The sequence below is a fragment of the Deltaproteobacteria bacterium genome (assembly GCA_016874735.1).
Taxonomy (GTDB): Bacteria; Bdellovibrionota_B; Oligoflexia; order Oligoflexales; family CAIYRB01; genus CAIYRB01.
Map to the genome: position 1 here is coordinate 46,860 of VGTI01000003.1, position 17,138 is coordinate 63,997.

Here is a 17,138-nt window from a genome sequence, read left to right on the forward strand (position 1 = left end):
AGGTCAGCCCGAGGTGCCATGGCTAGTAAGAACCCAAATGAAGATCTACGGGGAGTGCTACATGCACTTTCGTCGACAACACCTGGCGAGGTAATCAAACTACGCCGGGATGCTACAATTTTCGGCAGAGAAAAAGGCGACATCATCGTCAACGATCACGAAATATCTTCTACCCACTGCCAAATTCAAAACATCAACGGCAGCTACCATCTCTTCGACATGAACAGCACCAATGGAACTTTCGTAAACAACGAACGCGTCGTTAAATCCAAATTAAACCCGGGCGATACTATTACGATCGGTCAGACTTCGTTTCGTTTCGAATTAGAACAGGAATCTAGGGTGAGGCATATCTCGACCATCTTTAAAGGTCGCGATCAACGCGGCATGACCGATACAAAAGTGAGCTTAGTAGACACCTTAATAGAAGGCGAACTTAAAGGGGTACAGACGGGCTCAATCGTACTCAATGTTACCTATGGTGACGGTTCTAAGGACGAAATCGAGCTTAACCAGCGATCGTTCTTCATAGGGCGCGCTTCGAGCTTCGCAAAGTTCGACCAAGACCCCGAGATGTCTCGGAAGCACCTCCTGGTGAAGGTCAATGATTCCGGTGAAATATTCATCGAAGATCAGGGATCGACAAATGGTTCCTTCCTGAACGGCAAGCGGCTCCAAGGTATGCACATTGTCCGCCCAACCGACGAAGTTCGCGTTGGGTCGGTACTTATCAGGTGCCGGGCGAAAACAACCTGACAGAGTTTTGGCGCTACCCTATAATTGGCACGTCGATGTTGTCCCACTCACCTGAGATCAGCCACCGGACGAGGCCAGTATGAACCATCCCGAAAAGACACCGGGATCGAATTTTATTCGTTCCATCATCAACGAAGACAATAAGTCAGGCAAGTTCGGTGGGCGAGTCCATACGCGGTTTCCGCCAGAGCCGAACGGCTACTTACATGTTGGGCATGCAAAATCGATCTGTCTTAATTTTGGCTTAGCTACCGAATACAGCGGTAAATGCAACCTGCGTTTTGATGATACAAACCCTGTGGCAGAGGACCCTGAGTTCGTCGCATCAATCAAGGCTGACGTTAAATGGTTAGGTTTTGATTGGGAGGAACGCTTATTTAGCGCGTCTGATTACTTCGAACAATTTTACCAATGTGCAGAACTATTGGTGCGCAAGGGTAAAGCTTACGTAGACAGTCAAAGTGCCGAGGATATTCGGTCTAATCGAGGCACGCTCACTGAGCCTGGTCGAAACAGCCCCTTCCGAGAGCGACCCATCGAGGAGAACCTCAGAATTCTCGTCGAAATGAGGAACGGTAAGCATGAAGATGGCGCTCATATTTTGCGTGCTAAAATTGACATGGCATCTCCCAATATCAACATGCGGGACCCAGCAATTTATCGTATCCGTCGCGCGGAGCACCACGCCACAGGGAACAAGTGGTGTATTTATCCCATGTATGACTTTGCTCACTGCATTTCTGACGCTATTGAGGGCATCACCCATTCCATCTGTACCCTTGAGTTCGAAGACCATAGGCCCCTTTATGATTGGTTTCTAGTCGAGTGTGAGTTTAAAACTCCACGACCACAGCAAATTGAGTTTGCACGCCTTGACTTGAGTTACACCGTGACAAGCAAACGTAAGCTAAAGGAGCTAGTCACCGAGGGCGTGGTCCGTGGGTGGGACGATCCTAGGATGCCCACAATTTCGGGTATGAGGAGGCGGGGCTACCAGCCGTCCGCTCTCCGTGATTTCTGCGAGCGCATTGGTGTCTCCAAGGCAGCCAATACAGTGGACATGGGCTTTTTAGAGTTCTGTGTTCGCGAGGATCTAGAGCGCTCAGCCAGGCGCGTACTCGGTGTGCTACAGCCAATAAAAGTTGTCCTTGAAGACTACCCAATAGACAAGGTTGAGTACCTCAATGCAGCTTATCACCCGCAAGATCCATCGCTAGGTAGCCGTCAGTTACCATTCGCTCGCGAATTGTACATTGAGTCTGACGACTTCGTGGAAAACCCGCCGAAAGGCTATTTCCGATTAGTGCCTGGCGGAGAGGTTCGGCTACGATACGGTTACATCATAAAATGCCGCGAAGTCATCAAGGACAGTAACGGTAGGGTGATTGAGTTGCGCTGCACCCATGATCCCGAGACCCTCGGCAAAAATCCGACTGATGGGCGCAAGGTCAAGGGCATCATTCATTGGGTTGCGGCTGCCCACGCCGTAACGGCTGAAGTCAGGTTGTATGATCGGCTCTTCAACGTCGCTAATCCTGGTGGCATTAAAGATGGAGACTACAAGGATCGTGTAAACCCCGACTCATTGAAGGTCCTTGCTGCTGCAAAATTGGAGTCGAGTTTAGCTCATGCTAATTACTCACAACGGTTTCAGTTCGAGAGGTTGGGGTATTTTTGTCTCGATCAGGAGAGCAGGCCAGGGAATCTGGTATTCAATCGAACGGTAACCCTCCGAGACTCCTGGACAAAAGAACAGAAGACTTAGTAGTCGCATTTTATAGAACTGACTCTTGAGCAAAGCCTCGTGATGCTATATGTTGCAGGGCGCTCATAAGTCAGCCAGTTGCGGACGTGATGAAATTGGTAGACATGCTGGTCTTAGAAGCCAGTGGGGTAACCCGTGTCGGTTCAAGTCCGACCGTCCGCACCAATACTGACCCATGGGCTCAAGATCCATTTCGCAATCGGCAAGATTGTCCAGTCAACTAATCAGAACTCATCGCCATGCGTGCCTAGCTCCTTTGCAATTCCAAAGGGTGACCCAGAATCAGTAAATATGGCCCAGGTCGCAGGAAATCTTGTCTTGAACTCGTCCCTAGTGCCAGTTGAGCAATAATAGCTATCAATCGTATTGGCATAAACGAGGTTAGCAAAAGCGTTAGGATCTTTGCGGCTAAAATCTTGCAATCTTTTATCTGTCATTAAGCCAGCAGCGGCCACATCTGTAAGCAGCCCCTTAGCGAGTCGCATTTTTTCCTGATTGAAGCCCTGCGCATAGGTCTGCCATTCGGCAGTTTTGAATGCCCCCGGCACACCATCACGAACCAGTCCCTGAATGAAAAACTCCATGTGCCAATAGGCAAACAGCCTAACTAAGCTAGACCTGATAACAATCGCCTCTGGACTAAGAACCATGCGGAGACCCCCCCCCGAGCCTAGCCAGCAGGAGCTTGGTCTTTTCGTATCGTTGACCAAAGGTTTTTCTGCATTTGTCAAAGGTGCGGCTCTGCACTCTTTTGCAGCGTCGCCAATTTCAATCCGACCTCGAAATACTTGAAAATATAGAGCCAAAAGTGGGCGCGGGATCGCCTCTAATGCACCTATGACCGCATTTTTAAGGGTGGAATCACCTGGACTGTTTATTGTCAGTGCACCAGCCAAGACTTCAGCTGATTTAGGCAATGCAGTTTGTCCATCGTAACTTAATCCGCATGGATGATTCACTGCCGCATCCTCGGCACCGACTACGTTATCAAGAGTCTTTACGGGTGAGCGTTTGGACTGAGCTGGTTTGCAGGCAACACCGAACACGACGATCATTAACGCCCAGACAAAGTTAGGATAGGATTGTCTAGAATCAAAAATCATAAACCACACCTCACCTTACTTGGGTTGGATTGCTGGTCGGCGAAGCCACAGTCGGTTGACCACCAATCAAGCTACCAAGTAAATTACCGAAACCTGACAATGTGCCGCCACCCCCTGAACCACCTGTAAATGCAGAGATCAGGTTAGTTACTGAACCAAATATCGCATTAAAATCACCACCGCCTTGGATAGTTCCAATCAAACTTGAGATTGCGCTCATGCCAGTTGTGAGACTGCCATTACCTCCAGCCGGCGAGGCCTGTGTAGGAGGCGGCAAATTGATTGATGATCCGGCACCAATAGTACCCGCTCCCATACTTCCTGTGCCGATTTGAGTGGCCGTCCCTTGGACAGGTGCCATTGCCCCGGATGGAGATGAGGTGCCAGGTTTTTTCTTTCCAGTCTCTGGAGGCGCCGGTGCTGGAGGAGTGCAGGATAAGGCTAATGAGTAAAAAGTAGCAAAGGTCATGCGTAACCAATATTTCATTTCATATTCCTCCGCCCTTCAACGATCCCTATAAACGAACGAGACATCAATTCTTCGGACGTGATTCCAACTTGTTTTAGGTGATCCGTGCCAATTACACCTAGTTCAAGAGCTCTGATAAAAAAGTTCAGCAACCCCTGGCCAGTTGCAGCATCATCAAACGTGCCCCCTATGGCTGTCGCCTGTGCAGCCTTGGCGAGGAAGCTACTTAGCCTCTGCATGGCTGATGGGAGGTATCGTAGGAAAAATGCGTAATGAGCTACAAGCCGAATACCGATTTGGTAGGGATGCAAATCCCACCCCTGATAAAGCCCTAGCTTTAAAGAGTTATGAACTGCGCGAAAACTTTGCTGCCAGGCGCGTTTAACTTGAGCTTCGTTTTCTATTTTCTGACCGACCGTTAAAGGGCGGGTTCCAATTTCACGGTGGACAGGCAGCGGTAAGATATTCGTTGCACCATCGGCCAGCCAAACGCGACTGCCATGTAACGACGCTTTCATTGATAGCAAAGCATAGATACAGGCGGGATGATCCATCGATTGATACTCAGCACTGACGTCCAGGGCCGCCGAATAGTCATAGGTGCCAAAGTGCACCCCCCGACATCGGCCCTGGGCTTCGCCGACTATACCTTTTAAAGGATTAGTACCATGCTCCGTCACAAGCGCTTCAGGACCTTCAACCATCAGCTCAATTCGGATGGAGCGACGAGCTAAAGAGAAACGTCCCTCTATCAATTCGAGGAGATCCGAAATTGCGCCCACTTGTATCTTGTGGGTAACCTTTGGTAGCGTCACAACGAACCCTGATGGCAGTACTCCCGAGGTCGCCTCAAGGAACTGCGTCATAAAAAGGTCCAAAGTCCGGATTGAGCGCTGTACCGTCTCGGGCAAAAATGCCTTCACTCGAATACCGAATGAGGGCGGCAAGAAATCCGCCTCCATTTCATGAGCTAGACAGGCGGCCGTCCTGATTGCATCTAGGTCTTCTTCTTCGCTACTCCTTGCCCCATAGCCATCCTCAAAATCGATCCTAAAATCCTCGATCGGTTTATGCCGCAAGCGGCCTACGACACTTTCGTAAACAGTAGACCACGGCGTTTCTCGATCTTCTTCTAGGTCAAGAATTGACACCAAAGCACGGTCACTGTCTACCCATGACGTAAAATGGCCCCTAGCCAAATCGCCCAATTTCGCCAAGGAGCCATTCTTGAATAGTTGAGCGCCACCGTACAAGGTATGGACCGGCTGGCTCAGGCCACCGACCTGGGCCAGAGCGACATCCACAGTTGGCACTTTATGTACTCTATTGCTGACGGCTGCGATCACCGCTTTATCGAAAGTTGGATCCATCCTGGCTCACTTGGCGCCCGATTACTCTACGTAATCCGGTGTGCTATGAAGATGTTATATAGCCACAATCATAACACTTTTTTGCGCCCCCAATGACAAAAAGCCGAGACTCAGCGTGGGCTGAATCTCGGCTTTTTGACTATCGCACGTGAGGATGGCGTCCCCAGGGGGATTTGAACCCCCGTCGCTGCCGTGAAAGGGCAGTGTCCTGGGCCAGGCTAGACGATGGGGACGTACACTACTCACACTCCCTGGACCTGGTGAGCCGTGCTGGATTCGAACCAGCGACCCGTACATTAAAAGTGTACTGCTCTACCAGCTGAGCTAACGGCCCGATCAAGGGAGTCGTCTTTCTACAGGGAGGGACCATTCGTGTCAACGCCAAAACCTAGAGGCGGTGATTTTTATGTGGAGGGCAGCGCAATTGCTTTTTCGTCTCCTATCGCCTAGACTTCAACCGATTTTTGCTTGCTCAATCGGGCATTTTTTCGACGCAAACTTTGAACTTGTTTGACTGGACCCGCTCATGACCGTCATAAAGCGAAGCCAAAAAGATACCACCAGCGATCTCATTACTGCTATTGATGTGCTGATCCCACTACTTCGCGATCAAAAAGAAGACGATGCAATTGGTGTATTAGCGTTGGCGGCTAAAACACTCCGATCAGCAAAGCCCCAGAGCGCTGAGCACCGGCAAGCCGTCGCCGATGTTGTTGATGCTTTCGAGGGGGATCATGAGCTCATATCCTACACTTTTCAACGTGACAACGGCACGCAATGGACTGAGGTGGAGGAGCTATCTCAGGCTAGTGCACGAGTTTTGAGCCTAGCGCGACGTATGCAGTAACGGATGATGCCCCTGATTGAATCAACCAATGTCTTTGGAGTGGTTCGATTAGCCATCTATGGATTGGCCGTCTACAACTCTGTTAAGATCGTTAGCAATAGGGCGTCACCTGGGGCCTCAATCGCATGGCTTTTGCTACATGCGGTGGTACCCTTTGTGGCAGTTCCAGCCTACCTGCTGATTGGTGACTATAGAATTAAGGGATATGTGCGGCGCCACCGCGCCAGCCAGCAGCAGCTAGCTGATGCTGGTGCCTTAATGTTGCCAGAGGCGCCTCCTGACCCAGCTACTTTGCCGGCGGAGATTCGAAATACCTATCGAATTTTTTCCACTGTATTGCGTCAATTCGGCACTGTATTCGAACCTCAGAGAGGGTATGCAACACTGCTGGTTGACGGCAAAGACACATTTACATCGATATTCCAAGCTATCTCGGCAGCTAAATCCTATGTGATGGTTCAGTACTACATACTGCGCTCGGACCGGCTTGGCCTTGAATTAAAGCGGCTTCTGATCTCAAAAGCAAGGTCAGGGGTTGCTGTCTACATGCTCTACGATGACATGGGCAGCTTTTGGTTATCCAAGGACTACCTGCGTGACCTTCAAAAGGCAGGGGTCAATGTCGAGCGATTTTTGCCAATCCTCATTTTCAAGCGATTTTTCCAAATGAATTTTCGCAACCATCGTAAACTTGTCATTGTTGACGGCGAAATCGCGTTCACTGGTGGCCTTAATGTTGGCGAAGAATATGCAGCGAAAAAATCCCGAAAAACAAGACTTCGCTATTGGCGGGATACCCACGTACAGATCCAGGGCGCTCCAGTTACGCAGCTAGAAGATGTTTTTCTTGAAGACTGGTATTTTGCAACCGGACAACAGCTAAAGCTGCAGACTGCCAAGGCCTCTTTAAATGTTGAAGACCATGCTACACAAGATCGAAGTATAGTCCAGATTGTCCCTACAGGCCCTACAGATGAGACCGTCGTTAGCTTACTATTTATTCTTCAATTAACAAATTTAGCTGAAAGGCGTCTCTGGCTCGCTTCTCCATATTTTGTGCCTGACCCGGCCATCATGCACGCTCTGGAATTGGCTGCCTTGCGAGGCGTCGATGTGCGCTTAATGTTACCTTATCGCTCCGATAATGCGTTTGTTCACTGGGTTTCACTCTCCTATGCTTCCGAGCTTCAATCGCGTGGAATCAAAGTTTTACTTTTCACCGCTGGCTTCATGCACCAAAAGGCAATTTTGGTCGATGACTCTTTGGCTGCGATTGGCACCATGAATCTCGATAACAGGGCCCTATATTTGAACTTCGAGACTATGGTTCTATTCCATGGTAAAGCCTTTAATCAGCGCGTGGCGAAGATGCTTGAGAAGGACTTCCAGTCCTGCCGCGAGCTGACTAGACCAACAAAACCTCTGAAAAGGGCTGTCGCTGCGCTTCGCGGAAACGTTGCCAGACTTCTGGCACCTGTACTTTAGCTCCCTCAGGGGTATCAAACGGAGCTCGACAATGACTATGTCAGTCAAAATTCGCTACTTCGCCTTACTTAAGGACTTAGTTGGGCATTCTGAGGAATCCCTTCTAGTTCCTACTGGGTCCACTGCTGGAGATTTATATCTAAAATTAGCTGGAAAATATGCGTTCCCCTTGGCGTTAACAGACGTCCGCGTCGCCGTTAATGATGAGTTCACGACTGCGTCACATCCACTAAAAGCAAATGACTTCATAGTTTTCATACCACCTGTCGCTGGAGGTTAGCATGGAACTCGACCACCTATCTGGTCACATAAGCTGCTCCATTAGCCCCGAACCTATCGATTCAACCGTGCATCGGCGTAGCTTGCCATTAACAGGTTCGGCTGGTGGCTTTGTGTGTTTCGAGGGATTAGTAAGGAACGTCAATCATGGCAAATCGGTCTTTCGGCTAGATTATGAGGTATACGAAGTTCTCGCACTCAAGGAAATGCGACGCATTGCTGCACAAGCTATGACCGACTTTCAGCTCTTTAGTGTGCGAATGTGGCATCGATCGGGATCACTCTGCATCGGTGAAACCGCCGTATACATCGACGTCCTATCACGTCATAGGGCCGAAGCATTCCGCGGCTGTAGGTTTGTGATCGATGCCATCAAGCAGCGCGTTCCCATTTGGAAAAAAGAATACTACGATGATGGGACTGTGACCTGGAGTCAGTGCCATGAACATACGATTGAACCGGCACTTTGAGGAGATTTGGGGCTAATGGCTAGAGAGATCTATAAGGGTGAGATCGAATCCCTTCTGGCTGATGGTGCTCTGTTAGTAGATGTCCGTGAGGGATTGGAGCATGGGCGGGACGAGGGTATACCGGGACACACCCATGTGCCTCTGTCACAGATAAACGAACTTCGGTCGCAGTTAGTGGTTCCAAGGCCAGTTATTTTTTATTGTAGGTCAGGACTTCTGAGTTTCCAGGCAGCTACGATCGTTGCAAATTGGACTGAGCAGCCTGTTTACTACCTGGCTGGCGGATTAGTCAGCTATGTTAATGCATAATTACACCCTAGCGATTCTCTGTGGGGGAATGTCCAGTCGCCTTGGCAGTGACAAGGGACTCTACCGTCCTCCGGGGGAAGACAGCTTGATCGTCCGGACATTGAGATTGTTGGGTAGACAGGCAACCGAAGTACTACTTGTTTGCCATGACCCGGCGCAGAAAAGTCATTACGAAACCGAACTCTCTTTGTGCGCCGTCAAACCACGAACCTCGCCGTTGAGGATAGTGACAGACCAATCTGCAATTGACTCGATAATCCCGAGATCTGCCCTCACCGGCATTGCTACGGCACTGATCCACGCAAAAAACCCGCGGGTGTTGGTGGTTGCCATCGACCAGTTAGGAGTGCGTCAACGCCATTTACTAAGACTACTCCAGGCAGCTGGTCCTATGACTGAACAATCCGTAGTTACCTTTAGCGACGCGAGCGGTGATCCCCTACCTTTTCCGTCTATGTGGTCCACCTCTACCCTTCCCTCGATTTTGACTCGGCTTGCTAACGGTGCCTTTAGCGTGCGTTCTGCAATCCGCGAGTCCACTTATCTACTACTAAACTTTGAGTCAGAGACCCCAGGCCTGACAGATCCATTGCTAGTCAATGCCAATACATTGAGTGACATGAGTCAGTATTTCGGTAAGCCACTCTTCGACTTTCGAGGCAGAAGGCTTAATTACTTGCGTTTCTCGCTCACTGAGGCATGCAACATGGCCTGTACGTATTGCCTACCAGAAGGATATCCGCAGTGGTATCGACATAAAGCGACTTTGACGCTGCCGCAAATAACCACCCTACTAGGCGGCTTTAGACGTCTAGGATTTCGAAAAGTTAGATTCACCGGAGGAGAACCTACAACCCATCGTAGTTGTCTTCAGGCTGTCGCTGTCGCTGACTCCATGGGATTCGAGACTATTGCCATAACTACCAATGGACTGCTCATCGGAGATCTAAAGCCTTGGATTAATGCTGGACTGACCCATCTGAATGTCAGTCTCGACAGCCTCGACGAGGATGAGTTTCTACAACTCACCAAAAGCAAAGAATTAAAAAAAGTCCTTCAACTCATCGAACAAGCAGCGGCCCTAGGAATCAAGACCAAAGTCAATACAGTGTTAATGCGATCGGTAAATGGTTCTCGGTCAAGTATTATTAGACTACTAGACTGGGTGTCCAAGACTCCAATTACACTTAGATTTATTGAGTTGATGGATACTGGCCTCAATCATAGCTTCGCAGCTCGAGAGAGAATACTCGGCACGGACATTGAGCCCCTATTAATCGAGCGAGGGTACGCGAGGGTCAACCAAGATACGAAAAACCTGAATCCCGAGGGGCCGGCTGTTAATTATGCACACCCATTTTGGTCCGGCCAAATTGGACTAATAAACCCACTGTCTGGAAACTTCTGCAATACTTGCAATAGGTTAAGGATTACTGCCCGCGGCAACCTGAAACTTTGTTTGTTTGGCGACCAAGATTCAGCGCTAGACATGACCTCTCCCGAGGCTGTCGCCTTGAATGTCCAGCAGCTAATTGGTACAAAGCCCGAGCGGCACTATTTGGACGTCGGAAACTACGGTAACGTCGCCACTTTCCGCACTATTGGTGGTTGAATTAGATACACCAGAATAGGTTTGCGGTGGGTTCTCGTGCATGGGTGATTTTTCACATTTGAGTCAGGACGGCAACGCCAGGATGGTCGATATCGGTGCTAAGGCTATCACCGCACGGAAGGCCCTAGTCGGCGGATGCGTCTCGATCTCGAAGGATTGTCGTGCTGCTCTCAAAGCAGAGAGCATCCGTGAGATCATAACAACGGCCCGAATTGCGGGGATTCAAGCTAGTAAGCAATGCTCCATGCTTATCCCCTTATGCCACCAAATCGCTCTTAACAAAGTCGAAATCGAGATCGTCTTGGATCCGAACAAACTTCAGTTCTCATTATCAGTTCAGGCCCACTCTGCTGGAAGCACTGGGGTCGAAATGGAAGCTCTTACTGCAGCATCTATTGCAGGTCTTACCATTTATGACATGATCAAGGCTGTCGATCCGGCCGCAACGGTGGGACCATTCCGTCTGTTGCACAAGTCGGGAGGTAAACATGGTGAGTGGAGCCGGGATGACTGAATCACGTACTTCGAAAGTGCTAGTTAGCTCCGATCGTGCCGCTGATGGTATCTACGGGGATCTTAGTGGGCCGGCTGCAGCTAACTGGCTGGAATTGCATGGCTATAGAGTAGAAGGTATCCAGATTGTCGCAGACGATCGCCTTGAATTAGGTAGAGCTATCGAGATTGCGTGCTCTGGTGAGATCGATCTTCTAGTGATTTCTGGCGGTACAGGCCTTGGTAGCCGCGACATCACCCCACAAACCCTTGATGCGATTGCAGATTACTCCATTCCTGGCTTTGGAGAGCTACTACGTCGGGAAAGCTTACGCTATTCACTTAATGCCTATTTGAGCCGCTGTGGAGGGTGGGTCAAAAATCGCGTCCTCGTGCTCGCGCTACCAGGAAATCCCAAAGCGGTATGTGAGCAATTAGATATACTGAGCGATCTCCTTCCGCATGCTCTAAAGAGCCTAGGGGATGCTTGTAAAGATCGTCGCGCCCCGGTGGATGTGCATGATTAGTTACGAGCGAGCGCTTGAAATCATTGCAACTCTGCCCCGCAGCAGCCAACTTGGCTCCGTGCAGCTTGAGCATGCTTTGGGTCGTATATTAGCGACTGATTTAGCTGCTCGCATACCATCCCCCCCCTTCTGTAATAGCGCCATGGATGGATATGTCTGCCGGTGGGATGAATTAGTTAGTACCCCACTCAAAGTGTCGGGCTTATTAAAGGCCCAAGCAAACCCCTCTGTCTCATGGACTTCACCCCGCGAATCCGGCACCTGCTTCCGCATAACCACAGGAAGTCCGGTTCCCCCATGGGCCGATACCGTTGTACCTCACGAGGGAGTGAAAGTCAGAAGCGACGGTCGTATTGAGCTCAACGGTCAACTTAAACCAGGGGATAACATTCGTCGTGCAGGAGAGGATCTGACTGAAGGTGAGCAAATAATTGCCAGCGGGACTCTGCTCGATCCCGAGCGAATCATGCTGGCTGCAGCCTTTGGTCATGAAACTTTGCTAACGTTTGAGCCACCGAAAATTATCGTCGCCACCAGCGGGGATGAGATTGTAAGCCCTGGATCTCAATTACCCTTCGGCGCCATGTTCAACTCCAATCGGTATTTTTTGCAGGCATCCCTCCAAAAATTAGGTCTGAGTTGCGCCAGTGAACCAATTCACTTGCGAGATGAACTCTCGGTTGCGGTAAAGCGAATGAAGGAAGAGTTAGGGAATTCATCTGGCTCGACTATGACAATAACTACCGGGGCGGTATCGGCCGGCGACACAGACTTCATACCCGAACTTGTCAGGACTTTGGGGTTTAAAATCCTTTTCCACAAAGTTGCTGTAAGACCTGGAAAGCCGGTGATGCTTGCAATACGCGATCAACATGTATGGCTAGGTTTACCAGGAAATCCCCTGGCTACTTGCACTGGTTGGTACTATTTTGGACGACCAGTGCTCACCGCAATAAGCGGTCTGGCACCTACAAAGAAGCAAATTGTGCAGTGTTCAACCGACCTAACTAAGCCTGAAAGCTTGCGTTGCTTTTATCGTGGCATTTTAAATGCCGACGGCCTGAAAATCTCACCCAAGCAGGGAAGCGCTCACTTCTCAGCTTCGATTGATAACAATGCTTATGTGGAGCTACCAGCGGGTTACTCCACAATCCAAGCCGGGACCAAGCTCCTGGCGCTAACACCATAAACAACTGAAAGAATTACACCTTGGACACCAACCAACCAACCGAACCTACTGTCGAAATAACTAAGAAACAGCGAGTCATTGCCGCTCGTGGTCAAGAGGTTAACGTCGATTACTTCCTGTTTTCTTGCCTCGAGCAAGAGCGTCTGGAGAGAGCTCAGGGGGCAGGTACACCGCCTTTACAGTGGCCAGGTCTCACCAGCGGCGCGACGCAGCAGGCAGAAGTTACTCAGCCATTCGAAAGCTTGGTTTCGGAGCTTTGTCAGTGGTATAGCGATCGCTTCCCAGAGCTAACATCGAACCGAAAGATAGACCACGAACAGCTAGTCGAGGTCGTTCCAGCCTTTGTTGCCATGTGCCGTGATCTCGCAGATCTATTCAAAATCAAATCGGATCAAAACTTGCCTGCGTTGCCAGTTGCGGCGGGTATAGATCGCAGCCCCTGGGATGCAATAGAAGGCGCCATACGACGCTTTTTCTCGAGCAACAGTCATCTATTCCTGCGCTACCTTTCATGGGCACACGGCGCTGAGAGAGTTGAAGAGTTTGTACCAGGTAGCCGCCCTCCCGTTGGCAAATATGCTCCTCCCCCGTTGCCTCGTAGTGGCAGCCGTGATGCTCGCACTGGCCGATCTGATCGTCTGAGTGGGAGTAAAGGTAAGGGGGATAGGGGCGGTAAACACGAAAAACCCGAATTCCGCACCCGTAACGAAAGACCTTCTCGACCCGATAGGGACCGCCAGAGACCCTTCAAAAATCATAAAGAACAAGGACCTCAGCAAGAACACAAACGCCGTCCACGCAAGAGCGACGAGGAGACGGCTAAGCTCACCGACAAAGCTATGGCCGAAGTAAATCAGGCGATTGCGACGCTGCGTTCTGATAGTTCTGTGCAGGAAATCACATTACTGCCAACCAATAGTTTCTACCGGCGCATCCAACATCAAGAAATCGTTGATGCTGGTTTTGTCTCGAATTCCGTTGGTGAAGGGGCCGATCGGGCGGTGAAAATTACGCGAAAGTAAATGTTATGACTGCTTATACAATGGCAAATCGTGTCGTAGTCATAACAGGCGCTAGCTCGGGGATCGGTGCCGCGTGTGCAAGGGCTTTTGCAAGCCATGGGTGTAGGCTAGCCTTGGGGGCACGACGTACCGATAGACTTGCTTCATTAGCACGTGAACTGGAGGGTCTCGGCTCTCCGCAGGTTTGGAGTGGCTGGCTCGACGTCAGGGACGGTCGGTCGATCACAAATTTTCACCGTGATGTCGTGAACAACTTTGGCCGCGTTGATGTCTTAATTAACAATGCAGGATTAGCTGCTGGTCTGGATCCCGTATCCACTGGAGAAGACGCCGATTGGGAGGCGATGCTGGACACGAACGTGCTCGGTCTATTAAAAGTCACTCGAGCGTTTCTTCCAGATATGGTGACAAGACAGCGCGGTCATATCATCAATCTTGGCTCTATTGCTGGGTTGCAGACATATGCGAAAGGAGCTGCTTATGCCGGCTCAAAACATGCTGTCCGGGCGATCAGCGGCGCCCTCAGATTAGAATTAATTGGTGCAGGAATACGAGTCACCGAAATTGACCCTGGAATGGTGGAAACTGAATTCAGCTTAGTACGCCTCAAGGACCCGAAAAAAGCTAACGCAGTTTACGCGGGAATGACGCCACTCACGGCTGAAGATATTGCCGACACAATCATGTTTGCCGCAAACAGACCCTCTCACGTCAACATAGATCAAATCGTTTTAATGCCGACTGATCAGGCCGCCGCAACACAAGTGTATCGACGACCCCAAGCATAACCACCTGAGTTGTATATCCTATTTTGAATTAGTTTGAAGTCAGTCAACATCGAATTTGGGGGCAGAGCTCAAGCTTCAGTGGGCTCAGCCGAAAACTAGGACTGGCGGATATTTTTACTAACAGCGAAACACGGAGGTTTCGCAATGAGACGGCATCCATATACCGGCTCCACAATCCTTTGGCTGATAGGCTGCCTCCTTGCCGTGGGCCTGCTTAGCGCATGTTCCGGCACATCAGGGGACGAAGAAAATCTAGAGGCTGATAAGGGTGGAGAAAGCGGAAATTTGGGCCAAGACGATGCCGCCGAGGGTAATGGCCAGGAAAACTTTGCTAACGCCGAAAGTCCTGGAGGTGATAGCGCAGAAATCAATAGCGATACGGCCGATGCTGGCGGCGAGCCCCCAGCTGCGAACGCGCTACCAGCTGAAGGTGTCAATACTGCCTCTGGTGGCAACAATGGTATGTTCGATAACTCAGGTGGGACTCAAGCGAACGCTGCGGTTCCGCTTAACGGTGCTCCTACAGCAAACGGGACTGCTCTGAACAATACGGTAGCCAACGTACCTTTAAACGCAGCTGTGAATCCATCACCCCCGGCGAATAACGCGATTCCGGCGGTGGCTGCAGTCCCAGCAAATGCAGCAGCGCTAATGCAAACTTCTCCTCCCAGTAATTCAAATCAGTTACCGTCAGCGGCAACTTCAACCTCTGGCCTAACTCCGCGACCAGACGGACGAGTCCGCTATGTCAAACAAGGGGGCATCCAGATTATGAATGCTCCAAACGGAGAACCGGTCTCTAGCTTGGAGCAGGGTGATCACCCCGTGACCTGGGAGGAAAACGGTTGGTTGAAGATGGCCGATGGAATGTATCTCCCGGTAGACGGGGTATCCCAAAAAGGTATTGGCAGACCAAAGGTTCAGCGTGGTTGGGCGCATTAACGCAAAGCTATCACAACAGATTTAAAACATGACGCGGAAGCCGATATTCGTGTACCAGGTCGACCTCGCTTCATCGCGTTGGCGATCTGTGAAGCTAACCGGAATTGATCCAAGATAATTGGTATTCTTGCGGATGATTTGAATACCAAAATGACGACTCAAGGCAATATCCACTCCGAAAAGCACGTTAGCTGTTAGGCTACCTCCCTCCGAGAAGCGCTCCCCTAGATAACGACGATGCCATCTTGTGAATCCTACTCCCAGACCAGCAAGAGGCGTAACCATAGTGGAGTTATATAAGCGCACCATAAGGTCGGTTTCTGGTCCCACCTGAGCAGCAAAATACTGCTCGGAATTAAGTTGATAATAATAATATGTAGCCTCAACACCAACGAATCGCACCCAGTAGTATCCCAGTGTCGCCTGGCCAGAAACATATTCTGCCGAAGCCCCAAATCCACCGTTGAACATCCACCTACCATTATCGTTCGTTGAACGATCGACAGGAAGCGGCTGGTCTTCGACAGATTCTTGCTCTAGCCCAATGCCCGCCTCTGATGGACTTACAACTATCTGGTCCGCCTCAGCTGGCAACTGCGGAACTTCACCATCCAGAACTGACTCTTCAGCCACCGCGATCTCATTAGTGAAAAGAGCAACTCCCAAAAATAGCGACAGTGGTAAACAGACTTTTTTCATTTTGGGCCCTAGAGCTATTTACTAAATGGCACAACTTTTTGGGCAATCCGACCAAAAATGCTTTGGCCGTGTCGATCGAACATCTCTATACCAACAGTATCGCCATATTTCATGAATGGCGTGCTCATCGCACCTGTATCAATCTTCTCGATCATGCGTTTTTCTGCCAAACACGACGATCCCCGCGCACGATCTTCATTGGATACGGTTCCACTGCCCAAGATTGTACCAGCGGTAAATGACCGCGTTTTGCAAATGTGTTCGATCAGGTCAAAGAAGGAAAAATGCATTTCAGGTCCAGCATTGGGATCGCCAAACTGAGTACCATTGTACTCGGTAATCAAGGGTAGATGTACACGCCCACCTTCCCAAGCACTTCCGAGTTCGTCAGGTGTCACTGCAACTGGTGAAAATGCTGTCGCAGGTTTCGACCCGAAGAATCCGAATCCCTTCTCAAGTTCAGCGGGAATAAGATTACGCAAAGAAACATCATTGGCGAGCATGATGAGTTTCACATGTTTAGACGCTTCGCCCTTTTTGGTACCTTGTGGGGTATCGCCCAAGACTACACAAACTTCTGACTCAAAATCTAACCCCCAATTGGGATCGGCAAGTTTGATGTCATCCGTAGCACTTAGGAGCACGCCCGAGCCACCTTGGTAGATTAAAGGATCAGTACGTAACGTCTCTGGTGGCGTCGCATGGCGAGCCTTGCGCACAAGCACCACGTGGTTGACGTATGCAGAGCCATCGATCCATTCGTAAGCCCTTGGCAACGGGGCCATGAATCTAACTGCGTCACAACGACCGGAAACTCCCTCGCCTCGCTGCAAGCTTTCGAATCGATGATGCAATTTCGGCTGAATTAACTCCCAGCGATCCAGAGCGGCCTGTAATGTGGGTGCGATATCGCCGGCATCGCCATAAACAGACAAGTCGCGGCTGACAACCACAAGCCGTCCATCGCGGCTGCCATCGTGTAAAGTTGCTAGTTTCATTTTGACTCCAGGGCTA

At 50.2% G+C, this 17,138-nt stretch carries 19 protein-coding genes and 3 tRNA genes; 15 read left to right on the top strand and 7 right to left on the bottom strand.

Annotated features, from left to right (window positions below):
• Positions 1–18 precede the first annotated feature (18 nt).
• The 3 genes from FJ146_02945 (at position 19) to FJ146_02955 (ending at position 2,686) form a co-directional block, all read left to right on the top strand.
• A complete protein-coding gene (locus FJ146_02945; protein ID MBM4250904.1) occupies positions 19–756 on the top strand; it encodes an FHA domain-containing protein in 738 nt (245 codons plus the stop codon).
• 79 nt (positions 757–835) lie between these two features.
• Positions 836–2,521 carry a glutamine--tRNA ligase/YqeY domain fusion protein gene (locus tag FJ146_02950; protein MBM4250905.1) on the top strand — a complete coding sequence of 562 codons (1,686 nt, stop codon included), beginning with the start codon at positions 836–838 and terminating at the stop codon, positions 2,519–2,521.
• Positions 2,522–2,601: 80 nt separating this feature from the next.
• Positions 2,602–2,686, top strand: a tRNA-Leu gene (locus FJ146_02955).
• A gap of 59 nt (positions 2,687–2,745) precedes the next feature.
• On the opposite strand, the gene FJ146_02960 is transcribed toward FJ146_02955, so the two are convergent.
• The 5 genes from FJ146_02960 to FJ146_02980 all read right to left on the bottom strand — a co-directional run bounded on the left by FJ146_02960 (position 2,746) and on the right by FJ146_02980 (position 5,797).
• The gene (locus FJ146_02960; GenBank protein ID MBM4250906.1) at positions 2,746–3,624 is read right to left on the bottom strand and encodes a hypothetical protein; all 879 of its coding nucleotides are present in this window, start codon (positions 3,622–3,624) and stop codon (positions 2,746–2,748) included.
• 10 nt (positions 3,625–3,634) lie between these two features.
• The gene (locus FJ146_02965) at positions 3,635–4,111 is read right to left on the bottom strand and encodes a hypothetical protein (GenBank protein ID MBM4250907.1); all 477 of its coding nucleotides are present in this window, start codon (positions 4,109–4,111) and stop codon (positions 3,635–3,637) included.
• Positions 4,108–5,463 carry a phosphoenolpyruvate kinase gene (locus FJ146_02970; protein ID MBM4250908.1) on the bottom strand — a complete coding sequence of 452 codons (1,356 nt, stop codon included), beginning with the start codon at positions 5,461–5,463 and terminating at the stop codon, positions 4,108–4,110. The genes FJ146_02965 and FJ146_02970 overlap by 4 nt, the downstream gene beginning before the upstream one ends.
• Positions 5,464–5,618: 155 nt before the next feature.
• Positions 5,619–5,696: transfer RNA gene (locus tag FJ146_02975), tRNA-Glu, on the bottom strand.
• A 25-nt stretch (positions 5,697–5,721) separates the two neighbouring features.
• Positions 5,722–5,797, bottom strand: a tRNA-Lys gene (locus FJ146_02980).
• A gap of 192 nt (positions 5,798–5,989) precedes the next feature.
• Between FJ146_02980 and FJ146_02985 the strand changes: the two genes are divergently transcribed.
• From FJ146_02985 to FJ146_03040, 12 genes are all read left to right on the top strand, one after another.
• Positions 5,990–6,310 carry a hypothetical protein gene (locus FJ146_02985; protein ID MBM4250909.1) on the top strand — a complete coding sequence of 107 codons (321 nt, stop codon included), beginning with the start codon at positions 5,990–5,992 and terminating at the stop codon, positions 6,308–6,310.
• Between the two features lie 3 nt (positions 6,311–6,313).
• Positions 6,314–7,795: a cardiolipin synthase gene (cls, locus tag FJ146_02990; protein MBM4250910.1), complete on the top strand. Its 1,482-nt coding sequence runs from the start codon at positions 6,314–6,316 to the stop codon at positions 7,793–7,795.
• Positions 7,796–7,826: 31 nt separating this feature from the next.
• Positions 7,827–8,075, top strand: coding sequence for a MoaD/ThiS family protein (locus tag FJ146_02995; protein ID MBM4250911.1), 249 nt, complete (start codon positions 7,827–7,829; stop codon positions 8,073–8,075).
• A 1-nt stretch (position 8,076) separates the two neighbouring features.
• Complete coding sequence (locus tag FJ146_03000) at positions 8,077–8,544, top strand: molybdenum cofactor biosynthesis protein MoaE (GenBank protein ID MBM4250912.1); 468 nt, start codon at positions 8,077–8,079, stop codon at positions 8,542–8,544.
• A 15-nt stretch (positions 8,545–8,559) separates the two neighbouring features.
• A complete protein-coding gene (locus FJ146_03005; protein ID MBM4250913.1) occupies positions 8,560–8,853 on the top strand; it encodes a rhodanese-like domain-containing protein in 294 nt (97 codons plus the stop codon).
• On the top strand, positions 8,840–10,465 hold the full coding sequence (locus FJ146_03010) for a radical SAM protein (protein ID MBM4250914.1): 1,626 nt from the start codon (positions 8,840–8,842) through the stop codon (positions 10,463–10,465). The genes FJ146_03005 and FJ146_03010 overlap by 14 nt, the downstream gene beginning before the upstream one ends.
• 40 nt (positions 10,466–10,505) lie before the next feature.
• A complete protein-coding gene (gene moaC / locus FJ146_03015; GenBank protein ID MBM4250915.1) occupies positions 10,506–10,979 on the top strand; it encodes a cyclic pyranopterin monophosphate synthase MoaC in 474 nt (157 codons plus the stop codon).
• A complete protein-coding gene (locus FJ146_03020; GenBank protein MBM4250916.1) occupies positions 10,954–11,484 on the top strand; it encodes a MogA/MoaB family molybdenum cofactor biosynthesis protein in 531 nt (176 codons plus the stop codon). Before moaC ends, FJ146_03020 begins: the two co-directional genes overlap by 26 nt.
• Complete coding sequence (locus FJ146_03025) at positions 11,441–12,673, top strand: molybdopterin molybdotransferase MoeA (protein ID MBM4250917.1); 1,233 nt, start codon at positions 11,441–11,443, stop codon at positions 12,671–12,673. The genes FJ146_03020 and FJ146_03025 overlap by 44 nt, the downstream gene beginning before the upstream one ends.
• A 20-nt stretch (positions 12,674–12,693) precedes the next feature.
• Entirely contained in the window at positions 12,694–13,695 is a 1,002-nt protein-coding gene (locus FJ146_03030) for a hypothetical protein (protein ID MBM4250918.1), read from the top strand.
• A 20-nt stretch (positions 13,696–13,715) separates the two neighbouring features.
• Positions 13,716–14,483 carry an SDR family NAD(P)-dependent oxidoreductase gene (locus tag FJ146_03035; GenBank protein ID MBM4250919.1) on the top strand — a complete coding sequence of 256 codons (768 nt, stop codon included), beginning with the start codon at positions 13,716–13,718 and terminating at the stop codon, positions 14,481–14,483.
• Positions 14,484–14,627: 144 nt separating this feature from the next.
• Positions 14,628–15,425 carry a hypothetical protein gene (locus FJ146_03040; GenBank protein MBM4250920.1) on the top strand — a complete coding sequence of 266 codons (798 nt, stop codon included), beginning with the start codon at positions 14,628–14,630 and terminating at the stop codon, positions 15,423–15,425.
• A gap of 21 nt (positions 15,426–15,446) precedes the next feature.
• Here FJ146_03040 and FJ146_03045 read toward each other — a convergent pair whose 3' ends face one another.
• The gene (locus FJ146_03045; GenBank protein MBM4250921.1) at positions 15,447–16,124 is read right to left on the bottom strand and encodes a hypothetical protein; all 678 of its coding nucleotides are present in this window, start codon (positions 16,122–16,124) and stop codon (positions 15,447–15,449) included.
• 14 nt (positions 16,125–16,138) lie between these two features.
• A complete protein-coding gene (locus FJ146_03050; protein MBM4250922.1) occupies positions 16,139–17,122 on the bottom strand; it encodes a 2-keto-4-pentenoate hydratase in 984 nt (327 codons plus the stop codon).
• Between the last annotated feature and the right edge of the window lie 16 nt (positions 17,123–17,138).

Excerpts from the sequence above, each read along its gene's own strand:
- FJ146_02945 (MBM4250904.1), top strand. The coding sequence starts at position 19 with ATGGCTAGTAAGAACCCAAATGAAGATCTACGGGGAGTGCTACATGCA.
- FJ146_02950 (MBM4250905.1), top strand. The coding sequence starts at position 836 with ATGAACCATCCCGAAAAGACACCGGGATCGAATTTTATTCGTTCCATC.
- FJ146_02960 (MBM4250906.1), bottom strand. The coding sequence starts at position 3,624 with ATGATTTTTGATTCTAGACAATCCTATCCTAACTTTGTCTGGGCGTTA.
- FJ146_02965 (MBM4250907.1), bottom strand. The coding sequence starts at position 4,111 with ATGAAATATTGGTTACGCATGACCTTTGCTACTTTTTACTCATTAGCC.
- FJ146_02970 (MBM4250908.1), bottom strand. The coding sequence starts at position 5,463 with ATGGATCCAACTTTCGATAAAGCGGTGATCGCAGCCGTCAGCAATAGA.
- FJ146_02985 (MBM4250909.1), top strand. The coding sequence starts at position 5,990 with ATGACCGTCATAAAGCGAAGCCAAAAAGATACCACCAGCGATCTCATT.
- cls (MBM4250910.1), top strand. The coding sequence starts at position 6,314 with ATGATGCCCCTGATTGAATCAACCAATGTCTTTGGAGTGGTTCGATTA.
- FJ146_02995 (MBM4250911.1), top strand. The coding sequence starts at position 7,827 with ATGACTATGTCAGTCAAAATTCGCTACTTCGCCTTACTTAAGGACTTA.
- FJ146_03000 (MBM4250912.1), top strand. The coding sequence starts at position 8,077 with ATGGAACTCGACCACCTATCTGGTCACATAAGCTGCTCCATTAGCCCC.
- FJ146_03005 (MBM4250913.1), top strand. The coding sequence starts at position 8,560 with ATGGCTAGAGAGATCTATAAGGGTGAGATCGAATCCCTTCTGGCTGAT.
- FJ146_03010 (MBM4250914.1), top strand. The coding sequence starts at position 8,840 with ATGTTAATGCATAATTACACCCTAGCGATTCTCTGTGGGGGAATGTCC.
- moaC (MBM4250915.1), top strand. The coding sequence starts at position 10,506 with ATGGGTGATTTTTCACATTTGAGTCAGGACGGCAACGCCAGGATGGTC.
- FJ146_03020 (MBM4250916.1), top strand. The coding sequence starts at position 10,954 with ATGGTGAGTGGAGCCGGGATGACTGAATCACGTACTTCGAAAGTGCTA.
- FJ146_03025 (MBM4250917.1), top strand. The coding sequence starts at position 11,441 with ATGCTTGTAAAGATCGTCGCGCCCCGGTGGATGTGCATGATTAGTTAC.
- FJ146_03035 (MBM4250919.1), top strand. The coding sequence starts at position 13,716 with ATGGCAAATCGTGTCGTAGTCATAACAGGCGCTAGCTCGGGGATCGGT.
- FJ146_03040 (MBM4250920.1), top strand. The coding sequence starts at position 14,628 with ATGAGACGGCATCCATATACCGGCTCCACAATCCTTTGGCTGATAGGC.
- FJ146_03045 (MBM4250921.1), bottom strand. The coding sequence starts at position 16,124 with ATGAAAAAAGTCTGTTTACCACTGTCGCTATTTTTGGGAGTTGCTCTT.
- FJ146_03050 (MBM4250922.1), bottom strand. The coding sequence starts at position 17,122 with ATGAAACTAGCAACTTTACACGATGGCAGCCGCGATGGACGGCTTGTG.